Origin of the sequence: Roseivivax isoporae LMG 25204, assembly GCF_000521865.1 — a bacterium.
Lineage (GTDB): Bacteria > Pseudomonadota > Alphaproteobacteria > Rhodobacterales > Rhodobacteraceae > Roseivivax > Roseivivax isoporae.
Map to the genome: position 1 here is coordinate 42,259 of NZ_JAME01000002.1, position 15,574 is coordinate 57,832.

Annotated in this window: 14 protein-coding genes; 3 read left to right on the plus strand and 11 right to left on the minus strand. The window is 72.4% G+C overall.

Annotated features, from left to right (window positions below; translation table 11 throughout):
* The first annotated feature begins 1 nt into the window (after position 1).
* Positions 2-1,141: a 3-dehydroquinate synthase gene (gene aroB, locus RISW2_RS01310; RefSeq protein ID WP_043765582.1), complete on the plus strand. Its 1,140-nt coding sequence runs from the start codon at positions 2-4 to the stop codon at positions 1,139-1,141.
* 3 nt (positions 1,142-1,144) lie between these two features.
* On the opposite strand, the gene RISW2_RS01315 is transcribed toward aroB, so the two are convergent.
* From RISW2_RS01315 to RISW2_RS01335, 5 genes are all read right to left on the minus strand, one after another.
* Positions 1,145-2,071: a hypothetical protein gene (locus RISW2_RS01315; RefSeq protein ID WP_043765585.1), complete on the minus strand. Its 927-nt coding sequence runs from the start codon at positions 2,069-2,071 to the stop codon at positions 1,145-1,147.
* Positions 2,068-2,598 (minus strand): winged helix DNA-binding protein, encoded by a 531-nt coding sequence (locus RISW2_RS01320; RefSeq protein ID WP_043765588.1) that lies wholly within the window; start codon positions 2,596-2,598, stop codon positions 2,068-2,070. Before RISW2_RS01320 ends, RISW2_RS01315 begins: the two co-directional genes overlap by 4 nt.
* The gene (locus RISW2_RS01325) at positions 2,595-3,899 is read right to left on the minus strand and encodes a TRAP transporter large permease (protein WP_043765590.1); all 1,305 of its coding nucleotides are present in this window, start codon (positions 3,897-3,899) and stop codon (positions 2,595-2,597) included. Before RISW2_RS01325 ends, RISW2_RS01320 begins: the two co-directional genes overlap by 4 nt.
* The gene (locus tag RISW2_RS01330; protein WP_043765592.1) at positions 3,899-4,453 is read right to left on the minus strand and encodes a TRAP transporter small permease; all 555 of its coding nucleotides are present in this window, start codon (positions 4,451-4,453) and stop codon (positions 3,899-3,901) included. The genes RISW2_RS01325 and RISW2_RS01330 overlap by 1 nt, the downstream gene beginning before the upstream one ends.
* Before the next feature lie 64 nt (positions 4,454-4,517).
* On the minus strand, positions 4,518-5,507 hold the full coding sequence (locus RISW2_RS01335; RefSeq protein ID WP_341871998.1) for a TRAP transporter substrate-binding protein: 990 nt from the start codon (positions 5,505-5,507) through the stop codon (positions 4,518-4,520).
* 149 nt (positions 5,508-5,656) lie between these two features.
* Between RISW2_RS01335 and RISW2_RS01340 the strand changes: the two genes are divergently transcribed.
* On the plus strand, positions 5,657-9,295 hold the full coding sequence (locus tag RISW2_RS01340) for a hydantoinase B/oxoprolinase family protein (RefSeq protein WP_051491748.1): 3,639 nt from the start codon (positions 5,657-5,659) through the stop codon (positions 9,293-9,295).
* Here RISW2_RS01340 and RISW2_RS01345 read toward each other — a convergent pair.
* From RISW2_RS01345 to RISW2_RS01370, 6 genes are all read right to left on the minus strand, one after another.
* Entirely contained in the window at positions 9,292-10,011 is a 720-nt protein-coding gene (locus RISW2_RS01345) for a 4'-phosphopantetheinyl transferase family protein (protein WP_051491732.1), read from the minus strand. The two genes, RISW2_RS01340 and RISW2_RS01345, sit on opposite strands and share 4 nt — an antisense overlap.
* Positions 10,012-10,074: 63 nt before the next feature.
* On the minus strand, positions 10,075-10,965 hold the full coding sequence (locus RISW2_RS01350) for a cytochrome c (RefSeq protein WP_043765594.1): 891 nt from the start codon (positions 10,963-10,965) through the stop codon (positions 10,075-10,077).
* A gap of 12 nt (positions 10,966-10,977) precedes the next feature.
* Entirely contained in the window at positions 10,978-11,433 is a 456-nt protein-coding gene (locus tag RISW2_RS01355) for a c-type cytochrome (protein WP_043765596.1), read from the minus strand.
* 123 nt (positions 11,434-11,556) lie between these two features.
* On the minus strand, positions 11,557-12,429 hold the full coding sequence (mmsB, locus tag RISW2_RS01360) for a 3-hydroxyisobutyrate dehydrogenase (protein ID WP_043765598.1): 873 nt from the start codon (positions 12,427-12,429) through the stop codon (positions 11,557-11,559).
* A complete protein-coding gene (locus tag RISW2_RS01365; protein WP_043765600.1) occupies positions 12,426-13,484 on the minus strand; it encodes an enoyl-CoA hydratase/isomerase family protein in 1,059 nt (352 codons plus the stop codon). Before RISW2_RS01365 ends, mmsB begins: the two co-directional genes overlap by 4 nt.
* Complete coding sequence (locus tag RISW2_RS01370; RefSeq protein ID WP_043765602.1) at positions 13,481-14,623, minus strand: acyl-CoA dehydrogenase family protein; 1,143 nt, start codon at positions 14,621-14,623, stop codon at positions 13,481-13,483. Before RISW2_RS01370 ends, RISW2_RS01365 begins: the two co-directional genes overlap by 4 nt.
* A gap of 236 nt (positions 14,624-14,859) precedes the next feature.
* On the opposite strand from RISW2_RS01370, the gene RISW2_RS23390 reads away from it, so the two are divergent.
* Positions 14,860-15,549 carry an HdeA/HdeB family chaperone gene (locus tag RISW2_RS23390; RefSeq protein ID WP_051491733.1) on the plus strand — a complete coding sequence of 230 codons (690 nt, stop codon included), beginning with the start codon at positions 14,860-14,862 and terminating at the stop codon, positions 15,547-15,549.
* Positions 15,550-15,574: the final 25 nt, after the last annotated feature.

A 15,574-nucleotide genomic window follows, 5' to 3' on the forward strand; every position in this document is an offset into this window, starting at 1 on the left:
CATGGACGCAGCTGCAGCCGCCGACACGGCCGAGGTGGTGCACGTGCCGCTCGGGGGGCGCGCCTACGATGTGCGCATCGGGCGCGGACTGATCGCGCGGGCGGGCGCCGAGATCGCGCCGCTGCTCGCGCGCCCCCGTGTGGCGGTGGTGAGCGACACCCACGTGGCCGAGGCGCACCTGCCGGCCTTCCGCGCGGCGCTCGCTGCAGAAGGCATCGCCTGCGAGGCGCTGATCCTGCCGCCGGGCGAGGCGACGAAGTGCTGGGCAGAGCTGTCGCGGACCGTCGAATGGCTGCTCGAGCGGCAGGTCGAACGCCGCGACGTGGTGGTGGCCCTCGGCGGGGGCGTCATCGGCGACCTCGTGGGCTTCGCCGCGGCGATCCTCCGGCGTGGCGTGCGCTTCGTGCAGGTACCGACCTCGCTCCTCGCGCAGGTGGACAGCTCGGTGGGCGGCAAGACCGGCATCAACGCGCCGCAGGGCAAGAACCTCGTCGGCGCATTCCACCAGCCGTCGCTGGTGCTGGCCGATACCGCGGCGCTCGACACCCTGCCCGGGCGCGACCTCCTGGCGGGCTACGGCGAGGTGGTGAAGTACGGGCTGCTCGGCGACGCCGACTTCTTCGCCTGGCTCGAGGCGAACGGCCCGGCGCTGGCACGCGGCGATGCCGCGGCCCGTGCCCGCGCGGTGCGCCGCTCGGTCGAGATGAAGGCGGAGATCGTCGTGCGTGACGAAACCGAGCAGGGGGACCGCGCGCTCCTGAACCTCGGGCACACGTTCTGCCACGCGCTCGAGGCGGCGACCGGCTATTCCGACCGTCTCCTGCACGGCGAGGGCGTCGCGGTCGGCTGCGCGCTGGCGTTCGAGCTGTCCGCGCGGCTCGGCCTCTGCGCCCAGGAGGAGCCGGGCCGCGTGCGCGCGCACCTGCGCGCCATGGGCATGAAGACCGATCTCGCGGACATTCCCGGCGACCTGCCCGACGCCGACGCGCTGCTTGCGCTCATGGCGCAGGACAAGAAGGTGGTGGACGGCACGCTGCGCTTTGTCCTCGCGCGCGGGATCGGCGCGGCCTTCGTGACCCCGGACGTGCCCGGCCCGACCGTGCATGCGCTCCTGACCGACGCCCTCGCCGCGCGCGGCTGAGGCTCAGGCGGCGCGCGCCGTCGTGAGCCGCGGCAGCATCAGGGGCGTCAGGTACATGGGGATCTGGTAGCAGCCGACGAAGACCATGAGCGGCGCCGCGACCTCGGACGGCACCGCGGCGAGGAACAGGGCGAGGTTGCGGTTCGCGGCGACGATGGCCACGGCCTGCGCCTCGGGTCTCGGCAGGGTCCGGCGGGCGGCGTGCCAGCCGCCGAGCGTCTGCGCGAGGTGCAGAGCGAAGGCGAGCGCCAGCGTCACGGCCAGAACGAGCGGGGTGCCCGCCGCCGCGGGCGCCACCGCCGACATGAGGCCAACGACCACGAGCGCCATGCCGATCGCCATCAGCCCGTCAAGCGCGGGCCGTGCGGCAGGCCGCGTCACCGCCGGGACCGCCGCGCGCAGGCCCGCGGCCACGAGCGCCGCGAGCCCCACGAGCAGGAGGAGCCGCAGCGCGCCCGCGAGCACCGCGAAGGGATCGGGAAAGACCGGCAGCAGCGCGAAGACCGGCGCCGCGGTGAACGGCAGGAGTGCCGTGCCGAGGGTCAGGTGGCGCAGCGTCGCGCCTGCATCCGCGCCGGTCATCACCGCGAGCCCCGGCGCCCCGGTGATGGGGGCGGCGGCAAGGGCCAGCAGCATGCCCGTCACCACCGGCTGGCCCAGCACGCCCGCGGTCCAGAACGCGGCCCCCGCCGCGAGCGGCAGCGCAAGCTGCAGGACGAGCGTCGCGGCAAGCGCGGGCCCGAACGCGCCGCGCCGGGGCAGCGCCGCCCGCGGTCCCTCGCGCAGTGCCGCGACGCAGAGCATGGCGGCAAGCGTCGGCACGAGGGCGGGCGCGAGCCACGCGGCGAGGTCCGGGAGCGCCACCCCCGTCACGAGCCCGCCGATCAGCAGCCACCGCCCGTGGCGCGCGCAGGCGGCGAGGAGCCTCACAGCGTTGTCGCCGCACGCGCGGCATGGTCGTAGCTGCCCGAGATCGCCCGCAGGAGCGCGGCGAGGCGCGACATCTCCTCCGGCGCGAAGCCGCTCTCGCGGGCGAGTTCCACCAGCAGGCCCGCACGCACCTCGGCGTAGCGGGTGCAGAGGGCTGCGCCCGCGGCGGTGATCTCGACCGACTTCTCCTTGCCCTTGCGGGCGGTCGCCACGAGCCCGCGCTCGTCGAGCTTGCGGACCGCGTAGCTGACGAGATGCGCGTCCTCCACGTGCAGGACGAGCCGGATGTCGCCCAGCGTCTTGGCCCGGTCTCGGTGGTTCACGAGGTGCAGGATCAGCACCTCGAGCGGTGCCATGCCCGGGGCGCCGGCGGCATCCATGCAGCGCACGATCCAGCGCTGGAAGGCGTGGTTCGCCATGGTCAGCGCGTATTCGACCTCGGACAGCTCGGGCAGGCCCGAGGCGGCGAGGTGGGCCGAGCTGACGACGGGCCCGATGGCCGATGGTCTGCGCTCGTCGGAGGTCATCGCGACAGCATCGTGCCCGGCAGCCAGAGCGCGATCTGCGGAAAGACCGACAGGATCGCCACGGCGAGCACCAGCAGCAGGAAGAAGGGCAGCGCGTAGCGGGCCACCGCGAAGATGTCGCGCCCGGTGATGGTCTGGATCACGAAGAGGTTGAAGCCCACGGGCGGCGTGATCTGGCTCATCTCGACCACCAGCACGAGGAAGATGCCGAACCAGATCGGGTCGATGCCCGCGGCCGTCACCATCGGCAGGATGATCGACACGGTCAGCACCACGATCGAGATCCCGTCGAGGAACATGCCCATGACGATGAAGAACACCGTCAGCATGGCGAGCAGCGCGTAGGGCGAGAGCCCCATCTCGCCGATCAGCCGGGCGAGGTCGCGCGGGATGCCGGTATAGCCCATGGCGACGGTCAGGAACGACGCGCCGGCGAGGATGAAGGCGATCATGCAGGTGGTGATCGTGGCCGAGCGCAGCGCCTCGAAGAAGCCCGGGAGGGACAGCGCGCCGGTCGCGGCCGCGAGGACGAGCGCCCCCGCGACGCCGATCACGGCGGCTTCTGTCGGGCTCGCGATGCCGAGATAGATCGACCCGATCACCGCCACGATGAGCCCGATCACCGGCAGGAGCCGCGCCGCGGCGGCCATGGTCTCGCGCCGGTCGACGGGCGGCTCGGCGGCGGGCATCCGGTCGCGGTTCATCAGCGACCAGAGCATGATGTAGCCGCCGAAGAGCGCCGCGAGCATGATCCCAGGCACGACCCCCGCGAGGAAGAGCCGCGCGATCGACTGCTCGGTGGCCGCGCCGTAGACGATCAGGATGATCGAGGGCGGGATGAGGAAGCCGAAGGTGCCGGACCCCGCCAGCGTGCCGATGGCCATGCGGTCGTCGTAGCCGCGTGCCTTGAGTTCCGGCAGCGACATCCGCCCGATCGTGGCGGTGGTGGCGGCCGAGGATCCCGACACCGCTGCGAAGAGCGCGCAGCCCAGCACGTTCACGTGCAGGAGCCGCCCGGGCAGCCGCGCGGTGAACGGCGCGAGGCCCGAGAACATGTCCGAGGACAGGCGCGAGCGCACGAGGATCTCGCCCATCCAGATGAACATGGGCAGCGCCGTCAGGTCCCAGACGGTGAGCCCGCCCCAGACCTTGGTGGCGAAGACAAGCTCGGGCGGGGCGGGGGCCGCGGCCAGCATGGCGACGAGCCCGACCGCGATCAGGGCGAAGCCGACCCAGAGGCCGAGCGCCAGCGCGCCGAAGAGCACGAAGACGAGAAGGGGCGCGAGCGTCGCGATCTCCATCACTCGCGCTCCCCGCCGGTCTCGATCTCGGAGGTGGCATAGGCCGGGCGCCCGCCGCGCAGAAGCGTCGCCATCGCGTCGAGGAGCGCCACGCAGAGAAGCGCGAGGCCGAGCGTCATCACCGCCTGCGGGATGACGAGGGGGATGGGGATGGTGCCGTAACTCACCGACCCGAACCGCAGGCTGTCGAGCGCCTGCAGGGCGCTCGACCAGGTGGCGAAGGCGCCGAGCGCCGCGCCGCCGAGGCAGACCAGCGCGGCAAGCCAGCGCGCCGGCGTCTCGGGCAGGGCGCCTGTCAGGAGCTTGACCCGGACATGCCCGCCCGCCTGCAGCGTGCCCGCAAGGCCGAGGAACACCGCGCCCGCAAAGAGGAAGGCGCCGAACTCGGCCAGCGAGGGCACCGTCACGCCGGGGGGCGGCAGGGCCAGCGCGCGCGCCGCCCGGTCGGCCAGCCGGCCGAGGATCTGCACGAGCACCAGCACCGCGATCAGCGCGAGGGTGAGCGCGGCCAGCCACAGGGCCGCGTCGTAGGTTCGGTCGAGAAACCGGCGCATCCGTATCCTCCGCGACGGAAAATGGGCGTCGGGCGGGACCGCGGCCGGCCCCGCCCGCGGGCGGTCACTCGGCGGAGCGGTAGGCGTCGATCACGCCCTGTCCCGCATCGCCGGCCTCCTCGAGCCATTCCTGCGTCATGGTCTCGCCGATCTCGGACATCTCCTGCGACAGCGTCTCGGAGGGCTGCGCGACGGTCATGCCGTTTTCCTCGAGCGTGGCGATCTGGCTCTCGGTCTCGGCCTCGGACATCTCCCAGCCGCGGGTCTCGGCGGCTTCGGCCGCCTCGAGCAGCGCGGTGCGCTGGTCCTCGGGCAGCGCGTCGAACATGCCGGTGTTCACGATCACCATGTTCTTGGGCAGCCAGGCCTGGGTGTCGGTGTAGTACGAGGTGAAGTCCCAGGCCTGGCTCGACACGCCGGTCGAGGGCGAGGTGATCATCGCGTCGACGCGGCCGGTGGCGAAGGCCGTGGGGATGTCGCCGGTCTCGATCTGCGTGGGCACCGCGCCCATCAGCTGCGCCAGCCGCTCGGTCGCGGCGTTGTAGGCGCGGAACGACGCGCCCTCGAGGTCGGCGCTGCTTTCCACCGGCTCCTGGGTGTAGAGGCTCTGGCCCGGCCAGGGCACCGCGAAGAGCAGCGTCAGGCCCTGCGCCGCGAGCTTCTCCTCGACGATCGGGCGCGAGGCGTCCCAGAGGCCGCGGGCCTCCTCGTAGCTCGACGCGAGGAAGGGGATCGAATCGATGGCGAAGATCGGGTCCTCGTTGGCGAGCCGCGACATCAGGGTCTCGCCGATGGGCGCGAGGCCGCGGCGCACGGAATCCTTGATCTCGGGGTGTGCAAAGAGCGAGCCTGCGGAATGCACCGTGATCTCGATGTCGCCCTCGGTGGCCGCCGACACGTCCTCGGCGAACTGCATGATGTTCTGGGTGTGGAAGACGCTGTCGCCGTAGGGCGTGGGCATGTCCCATTCGGCCGCGGCGGCCGGCAGGGCGGCGAGCGCGGCAAGGGCCGTTCCGGCAAGCAGGCGGTGGAGGTTGATGGTCATCGCGGTCATCCCTGTTGTCCTGTCGGTTTCGGGCGGTTCTCTGCGCCGTTCGGCGCGTCCGGACCCGAAGCCCGTTTCGGGGTCCGATGACGGAAGCTTGACCAGACGTCGACAATTTGTCAACGTTTTGTCATCGAATGATCAGCGAGGGACGCGGCATGGCCGAAAACGGGGGCACGACGACGGATCGCGGCCGGTGGGATTTCTGGATCGACCGCGGCGGCACCTTCACCGACGTGATCGGCCGGTCGCCCGGCGGCACGCTCTCGGCGATGAAGCTCCTGTCCGAGAATCCGGGCGCCTACGACGATGCCGCGATCGAGGGCATCCGCCGCTTCCTCGACGTGGCGCCGGGCGCCATCCCGCCCGAGCGCGTCGGCACCGTGCGGATGGGCACGACCGTGGCCACGAACGCGTTGCTCGAACGCAAGGGAGACCGCACGCTCCTGCTGATCACCAGGGGGTTCCGCGACGCTCTGCGCATCGGCTACCAGGACCGGCCCGACATCTTCGCGAAGGAGATCGTGCTGCCGGAGATGCTGTATGACCGGGTGGTCGAGGTCGACGAACGGGTGCGGGCGGACGGCACGGTCGAGCGTGCGCTCGAGCCCGACAGCGTCGCCGACGCGCTCGCGGCGGCCAGGGCCGACGGCATCGACGCGGTCGCCATCGTCCTCATGCACGCCTGGACCGCGCCCGATCACGAGCGGCAGCTGGCCGAGGCGGCGCGTGCCGCGGGCTTCGGGCAGGTCTCGGTCAGCCACGAAGTGTCGCCGCTCATCAAGCTCGTGGGCCGCGGCGACACCACCGTGGTCGACGCCTACCTCACGCCGATCCTGTCGCGCTACGTGCGCAAGGTGGCCGACGCTCTGGGGGCGACGCCGCCCGACGAGGAGGGGCCGAGCCTCCAGTTCATGATGTCCTCGGGCGGGCTCACCGCGGCCGACCGCTTCAAGGGGCGCGACGCGATCCTGTCGGGGCCGGCGGGCGGCGTCGTCGGCATGGCGCGCACCGGCCAGATCGCCGGCGAGGATCGCGTGATCGGCTTCGACATGGGCGGCACGTCCACGGATGTCGCGCATTTCGACGGCAGCTTCGAGCGCGCCTTCGAGACCCAGGTCGCGGGCGTGCGGATGCGCGCGCCGATGCTGCGCGTGCACACCGTGGCGGCCGGCGGCGGGTCGATCCTGCACGCCGATCCCGGCCGATTCCGCGTCGGGCCCGACAGCGCCGGCGCCGATCCCGGCCCGGCCTGCTACCGCCGGGGCGGGCCGCTCACCGTGACGGATGCGAACGTCATGCTGGGCAAGCTCAATCCCGACTACTTCCCGGCGATCTTCGGTCCCGGCCAGGACGAGAAGCTCGACCGCGACACCGTCGCCGCGCGCTTTGCCGAGATCGCCACCGACGGCAAGGCGCCCGAGGAGGTGGCCGAGGGGTTCCTGCGCATCGCGGTCGAGAACATGGCGAACGCGATCAAGAAAATCTCGGTCCAGCGCGGATACGACGTGACGCGCTACCTGCTCAACGCCTTCGGCGGCGCGGGCGGACAGCATGCCTGCCTGGTGGCCGATTCGCTCGGGATGACAAAGGTGCTGGTGCACCCTCTCTCGGGGCTGTTGTCGGCCTACGGCATCGGGCTCGCCCGGGTGACCGAGGCGCGCCAGCGCGCGATCGAGGCCGATCTCGACGATGCCGGCGCGGCGGCGGCACAGTCCGCGCTTGACGCGCTGGCGCGGGAGGTCCGCGCCGAGCTCGCGGCGCAGGGCGTACCCGACGCGGGCACGACGCTCACGCCGCTCCTGCACCTGCGCTACGCCGGCACCGACACCGCGATCCCTGTGGCGTGGGACGGCGACATCAAGGCGGCCCGCGCGGCGTTCGAGACCGCGCACGAGGCCGAGTTCGGCTTTACCGATCCCTCGGCGACGCTGGTCATCGAGGCGGCCGAGATCGAGGGGCAGGCGGCGGAGCCCGCCGCCGATCCCGAGCCGCGCGAGGCGCTGAGCGAGGGCGCGGCCGAGGCCGAGGCGACGGTGCCGGTCTTTTCCGGCGGGCGCACGCACGAGGCGCGCGTCGTGCGCCGCGAGGCGCTGACGCCCGGACGTCACGTCGACGGGCCGGCCCTCGTGATCGAGCCAAACCAGACCATCGTGGTCGAACCCGGCTGGCGGGCGGAGGTGACGCGCCACGACCACGTGCTGATGACCCGGCGCGCCGCGGCCGAGCGCGAGCTCGCCATGGGCACCGAGGCCGACCCGATCCTGCTCGAGGTGTTCAACAACCTCTTCATGAACATCGCCGAACAGATGGGCGTCGCGCTGCAGAAGACCTCACGCTCGGTCAACATTAAGGAACGGCTCGATTTCTCGTGCGCGGTCTTCGATGCCGACGGCGCGCTCGTCGCGAACGCGCCGCACATGCCGGTGCATCTCGGCTCCATGGACCGCTCGGTCGAGACGGTGATCCGCCTGAACGAGGGCGAGGTGCGCCCGGGCGACGTCTTCGCGCTGAACGCGCCCTACAACGGCGGCACGCACCTGCCGGACATCACGGTCGTGACGCCGGTCTTCGACGCGGACGGCGCGCACATCCTGTTCTGGGTGGCCTCGCGCGGGCACCATGCCGATGTGGGCGGCGTCGCGCCGGGGTCGATGACGCCGCTCGCCACGAATGTCGACGAGGAGGGCGTGCTGATCGACAACTTCCGGCTCGTCGAGGGCGGCCGTTTCCGCGAGGCCGAGATCCACGCGGTGCTGACGGACCACGCCTATCCCGCGCGCAATCCCGCCCAGAACATCGCCGATCTCAAGGCACAGGTCGCCGCGAACGCCCGCGGTGCGGCCGAGCTGCGCGCCATGATCGACCAGTTCGGACTCGACGTGGTGCAGGCCTACATGGGCCATGTGCAGGACAACGCCGCGGCCGAGGTGGCGCGCGTCATCGGGCGACTCAAGGACGGGGACTATGCCTACCCGACCGATACCGGGCAGGTGATCCGGGTCAAGGTGACAGTCGATCGCGAGGCGGGCAGGGCCGTCGTGGACTTCACCGGCACGTCCGAGGCGCAGGCCAACAATTTCAACGCGCCCGAACCGGTGACACGTGCCGCCGTGCTCTATGTCTTCCGGGTGATGGTCGAGGCGCCGATCCCCATGAATGCGGGCTGCCTCAGGCCCGTCACGATCATCATCCCCGAGGGGTCGATGCTGTCGCCGCGCTACCCGGCGGCGGTGGTCGCGGGCAATGTCGAGACGAGCCAGCACGTCACGAACGCGCTCTTCGGCGCGCTCGGGGCCATGGCGAACAGCCAGGGCACCATGAACAACCTGACCTTCGGCAACGCGCGCCACCAGTACTACGAGACGCTCTGTTCCGGTAGCCCGGCGGGGCGGCGAAACGACGGGACCGGCTTTGCCGGAACCGACGCGGTGCACGTCCACATGACCAACTCGCGGCTGACCGATCCCGAGGTGCTGGAGCTGCGCTATCCGGTCCTGCTCGAGGAGTTCCGCGTCGATGCGGGCTCGGGCGGGGCCGGGCGCTTCAGGGCGGGCGACGGCACCACGCGGCGCATCCGGTTCCTCGAGGACATGGAGATGGCGATCCTGTCCTCGCACCGCGATCGCGCGCCGCAGGGGCTCGACGGCGGGGCGGCCGGCCGCGTCGGCCGGACAGAGATCGTGCGCGCGAACGGCGCGACCGACGTGCTGCGCGCCGCCGACCGTGCCGAGCTCGGGGCCGGGGACGCGGTCGTGGTGGTCACGCCGACCGCCGGCGGCTACGGCGCGGACTAGGGGGCGAGCGCGTCGCGGCCGTCGGCGCGCAGGATGCACGCCGTCGCCACGTGGCCCTGCCAGTGCCAGAGCCGCGCGTGGATCGCCGCCCGCCCGCTGTCGCGGGCGAGGCGGGGGCCGAGGTCGAGGCGGAGCCGCTCGGCGTCACAGGGCGTCGCGCGCACCTCGTCGAAGCCCACGAACCGGCCGAGCCGCGGGTGGAGCGCCTTGTAGAGCGCCTCCTTCGCCGAGAAGACCGCGGTGAAGGCCGCCTCGCCCAGGACCTCTGCCGCGCGGGCATGCTCGCCCGCGTCCATCACCTGCGCGACGAGCGGGGCGGCCTCGTCCGCGGCCACCGGGCGTTCGATGTCGATGCCGATGGCCGAGAACGCGGCGGCGCGGCCGGCCGCGCAGATCACCCGCGAGTCGGTGTGGGACAGGCTGCCCAGGCAGCCCTCCGGCCAGACCGGACGGCGATCGGCGCCGAAACGGGGCCACGGATCGGCCATGTCCTGCCCGGCGCTCAGTCCGAGCGCCGCCAGCGCGCGGGACGCGGCAGCCCGGCCCGCGCGGAACTCGCCCTGCCGCTTCGGCACGGCGCGCGCGAGGGCAGGCGGCAGCGCGACGCCCAGCCTGTCCTGCGCGCTGCCGTCGAGCGGCAGCCAGGCGGACGCGATGCCCAGGGCGGAAAGGTCCGCCGGCAGCGCGTCGTGGTCCTGTCGTTCCGGTCCGTCCATGGCATGCCCCGTGAGCTTGCCCGGTCATAGCGCACGCGCGGGGGCGGCGATACGGGCCTCGCGTCAGGACCCGCCCGGCAGCGCCTCGAGATAGGCCGCGACGGCCTCGCGGTCGGCGGCCGGCAGCTGCGCGAAGTTCTCGATGACCGCGACCATGTGGCCGCCGGCGCTGTCGTAATCGGGGGTGAAGCCCGTCTCGAGGTAATAGGCGATGTCCGTGGCGCTCCAGTCCAGGTCGGCGGGCTGCAGCGACGGGATGCGGCCCTCGCCCGCGGGGTTCGGCGCACCGCCGAGCCAGTCCGACCGGTCGAGCGCCCCGAGCGCGTTCCGCGGCGTGTGGCATTCGCCGCAATGGGCGAGCGCCTCGACGAGGTAGCGCCCGCGTTCGAGCGTCGCGTCCGGCACGTCCGTCATCACCCATGCGTCGGTCAGGTAGAGCGCCTTCCACGCTCCGATCCCCCGGCGGATGTTGAAGGGAAAGCCCACCTCGTGCGGCGCGCTTGGCGTCGCGTCGGCCGGCAGCGTCTGGAGGTACGCCCAGAGATCCGTGACATCCGCATCCGCCATGCGCGCGTAGGCGGCGTAGGGAAAGGCCGGGTAGTAATGCGCGCCGTCCGGCGAAACCCCGCCCGTCACCGCAGAGGCGAACTCGGCGAGCGTCCAGTCGCCGATGCCCGCGTCGGGATCGGGCGAGATGTTGGGCGCAACGAAGGTGCCGAACTCGGAGGGAAAGCGCTGTCCGCCGGCAAGGACGCGCTTGGCCTCGCCCTCGGCCTCGGGCGCGTGGTGACACGAGGCGCAGCCCGCCGCGACGAACACGGCTTCGCCGGCCTCGGCATCGCCATCGAGCGCCGCGAAGCGGTCTGCGGCGACGGGGGCCGCGCGCGTCAGCCAGAGCCCCGCCGCGATGGCGGCGAGGGCAAGGCTCGCGAGGGCGAGAAGGGGCCTGCGCATCGCTCGGCCCGGTCAGTTGTCCGAGGCGCGGTACTCGTCGTGGCAGGCCTTGCAGGCGTTGCCCACCTGTCCGAGCGCGGGGCCGAGCGCTTCCTGGCCGGTCGCCGCGACCTCCTGCAGGTTCGTTGCCGCGTCGCCGAGCGCGTTCCACTTCGACACCACGTCGTCGAGATCCTCCCAGATCGCGGGCAGGGCGCGGGTGCCCTCGATCGCGGCATTGTCCGACCCCTCGGGGAAGAGCGGGGCGGGGTTCACCATCGACACGCCGACGATGCTGTCGGCCGCGGCCTGCGCGGCGTCCGCGTCATAATCCGTCTCGCCCTTGGCCATATCGCCGATGATCCCGAGATTGATGGAGAGGATGTTGAACATCCCCTGCCGCGCCTTCAGCGGGGCCTCGAAATCCTGCGCGAGGGCAGGCGTGGCGAGCAGGCCGAAAGCGGCCAGCGTGGCTGCGGTTCTGATCATCGTTGGCTCCCTGTTGCCATGGTGCGGCGTTTTCGCCGCGCCCCAGAGCTTAGGCCGCGGATCCGCCCGTGCAATCTGCGCGTGCAGCGTCGGGCGGGGGATAACGCGGTTGTGTCCGCTCGTTCAGCCGCGCGTGCGGCCCTCGAACCGCGGCAGCATGGCCGAGAAATCGCGCCCCGCGCCGTCCTCCTCCTCGACGAATTGGGCGTAGAGCGCGGTGGCCGCTGCGCCCATGGGCGTGTCGGCGCCGGCCTGCTCGGCGGCCTGCATGGCGAGGCGCAGGTCCTTCAGCATGAGCTCGGCGGCAAAGCCCGGCCGGTAGCCGGTGTCGGCGGGCGAGGTCGGTCCGACGCCCGGGGCCGGGCAGTAGGTGTTCATCGACCAGGACGATCCCGACGAGGTCGAGACCACGTCGAACATCGCCTGCCGGTCGAGCCCCAGCCGGTCGGCGAGCGCGAAGGCCTCGCAGGTCACGATCATCGTGGCACCGAGGATCATGTTGTTGCAGATCTTGGCGGCCTGCCCGTTGCCCGAGGGCCCGCAATGCACCGCCTTGCGGCCCATCACGTCGAAGAGCGGGCGAGCGGTCTCGAAGCCTTTCGCGTCGCCGCCCACCATGAAGGTCAGCGTGCCTGCCTGTGCCCCGCCGACGCCACCCGACACCGGCGCGTCGAGCGCCGAGAGCCCCGCCGCCCGCGCCTGCTCCGCCACCGCGCGCGCGCTCTCCACGTCGACGGTCGAGCAGTCGAGGAAGACCGCGCCCGGCTGCATCGCCGGCACGATCTCGTCCGCGACGGCGCGCAGGATGTTCCCGTTGGGCAGCATGGTCAGCACGACCTCCGCGCCCCGGACGGCCTCTGCCGCGCCGGCGGCCATGGTCACGCCCGGCACCACCACGTCCGCTCGGTCGTAGCCGGTCACGTCATGGCCGGCGGTGACGAGGTTCGCGGCCATGGGCGCACCCATGTTGCCGAGGCCGATGAAGGCGATCTTCATGACGCGGTATCCTCCCAGTCGTGAAAGTCGAGGCCGACGCCGTCGAGCGGCTCGAACATGTGCGCGACGTCCTCGGACGTCAGCGCATCGGCGGCATGGCGCCAGCGCGGGCGCTTGTCCTTGTCGACGATGAGCGCGCGCACCCCCTCGAGGAAATCTGCCTCCGCGAGCGCGCGGTGGGTGAAGCGGTATTCGAGCTCGAGCGCGCGGCGGATGCCCGCGCGCTCGGCCTTGAGCCGGTGCAGGAGCGCGAGCGTGCAGCCGAGCGACAGCGGCGCGCCGCGGTCGAGGGCCGCGCGGGCCTCGGCGGCAAAGGCCCCGTCATCGGCCTGCAGCGCCGCGCGGACATCCACGAGCGTCTCGCCCGCAAAAAGCGCCTCGGCCTCGTTCAGCAGGTCGGGCAGCGTCGCCGCGGGGGCCGGCGCCGCGGCAGCGGCCACCGCGGCGGGCTGGCCTGTCTCGACCAGCGCGCGCTTCAGCTCGGTCCAGCCGTCCTGCGGCACGTGAAGGTCGGCGAAGCCCGCGTAGATCGCGTCGCCCGGTCCCATGCGTGCGCCCGTCAGCCCGAGATATTCGCCGAGCCGGCCCGGCACGCGGGCGAGCAGCAGCGATCCGCCCACATCGGGGATGAGCCCGATCCCGCATTCCGGCATGGCGATGCGGGCGCTCTCGCAGACCACCCGGTGCGAGGCGTGGCAGCCGAGCCCGACGCCCCCGCCCATGACGTAGCCGTGCAGGAAGCTCACCACCGCCTTGGGGTATTCCGCGATCATCGCGTTCATGCGGTACTCGTCGCGCCAGAAGGCCTGTACCTCGGCCTGCCGGCCCCCGGTTGCCTCGCGGTGCACGCGCGCCACGTCGCCGCCCGCGCAGAACGCCCGCTCGCCCTCCGCGTCGATCAGCACGACCGACACTTCGGGGTCCTGCGCCCAGTCGATCAGCGCGGCCGAGATCGCGCGGCACATCTCGTGGTCGAGCGCGTTCAGCGCCCCGGGCCGTGTCAGCGTCACGCGCCCGGCGCGCCCCTCGCGTCGGATCGACACTCCGTCCGTCATGCCTGCTCCAGCATCTTGCGCGCCACGATCAGGCGCATGATCTCGTTCGTGCCCTCGAGGATGCGGTGCACGCGCAGGTCGCGCACGATCTTCTCGATCCCGTAATCCGCGAGGTAGCCGTAGCCGCCATGCATCTGCAGGCATTGGTCGGCGACGCGGCTGCCCGCCTCGGTGACGAAGGCCTTCGCCATGGCGCAGCGCTTGGTGGCATCCGGCTGGCCCGTGTCGAGCGCCCAGGCGGCCTGACGCAGGAAGGTGCGCGCCGCCTCGAGCTCGATCTCCATCTCGGCCAGGCGGAACTGCAGCGCCTGGAAGCTGTCGAGGCGTTGCCCGAAGGCCGTGCGCTCGCGCATGTAGGCGAGGGTCGCGTCGAGCGCCGCCTGCGCGGCCCCGAGCGAACAAGCCGCGATGTTGAGCCGCCCGCCGTCGAGCCCTGCCATGGCGTAGGAAAAGCCGCGCCCCTCCTCGCCGAGCAGGGCGTCGGCCGGGACCTCGCAGCGGTCGAACTGGACCTGCCGTGTCGGCTGCGCGCGCCAGCCCATCTTGTCCTCGAGCCCGCCGAAGCTCAGGCCCTCGGCCCCGTCGGGCACCACGATGGCCGAGATGCCGCGCGGGCCGTCCGCACCCGTGCGGCACATGACGACATAGGCATCGCTGTAGCCGCCGCCCGAGATGAACGCCTTGGTCCCGTCGAGCCGCCAGCCGGCATTGGTGCGCTCGGCGCGGGTGCGCAGGGCCGCGGCGTCCGACCCGGACCCGGGTTCGGTCAGGCAATAGGCCAGCACCGTCTCCATCGACAGCGCCCCGGGCAGGAGCCGCGCGGCCATGTCCTGCGATCCGAAGCGGTCGATCATCGACGCGCACATGTTGTGGATCGACAGGAACGCCGCGACCGACGGGCAGGCCATCGACAGCGCCTCGAACACGAGCGTGCCGTCGAGCCGGGAAAGACCGGCGCCGCCCGCGTCCTCGGAGACGAAGATGCCGGCGAGACCGAGCCCGGAGACCTTCGGCCAGAGCGCGCGGGGGATGCTGCCCTCGGCCTCCCAGCTCCGCGCGTGGGGCGCGATGTGCTCCGCGCCGAAGCCGCGCGCCATGTCGAATATCGCGCGCTGTTCCTCGCTCAACCCGAAATCCATCGCCTGCCGTTCCTCCCTCGAACGCCGGGGCATGCCCTCTCTCCGAGACGGACTGTCTCAGCAGCGTGACGGAACCGCAAGGTTCGAGGCTCGCCCGGTCCCGCCGACAAAGGTCTGGGCGGGCGGCGGCGGACCGCCGAACCGGGCGGGTGCGCCGGAACGGAAGGAAGCGGTGGCAGGTTGTCAGCGCGAGCCCGCGGCCGCCGTGGTCGCGGCCGCAGACGAAGGAGGAAGCCATGTCTTCCCGGACACTTCTCATCGCGCTTGCCGGCGCCACCATGCTCGGCGGCGGTGCCGCGCTGGCCCAGGGGCAGGGCGAGATGACCTGCCGCGACTTCCTGCTGCTCGACGATGCCGAGCAGGGCAACATCGCGGTGGAACTCGCGCCGCTGCCCGAGGGCAGCACCGCCGATGCCGCCACGACGACCGATGTCGAGGGAGACGTGGCCGTCGGAACGCTCGATGCCATCGTGCAGATCTGCGAGGAAAATCCCGAGATCGCGCTGAACGACGCGGCCGACCGCAACGGCGAGGACACGCTGACCGGCGGCACCGAACCGCCCGAGAGCTGGACCGGCGGGGCACCTGCGGACGTGGAGGAAGGGATCGATCCCGCAACGGGCGATCCGGTCGGCGAGGACGACGCGGTCGGCGGCACGACCGCGGACGGCACCGCCGCGCAGCCGGGCGCCGAGACCGGGGCAGCGGCCAGCGCTGACGCCGAGGCCGGCGACGCGACGGACACGGGCGATGCGTCGGGGGCCGACATCACGGGCGACACGGCGAGCGACCGCGCAGGCAATGCGGCGAGCGATGGCGCGGGCAATGCCGGCAGCGGCGGGGCCGGGGACGCGGGCAGCGACGGCGCGGGCGATTCGGGCAGCGACGGTGCGGGCGACGGCGGCAGCGACGGCAGCGCCGACTGAGCCCCGCAAAAGGAAAGGGACGGCA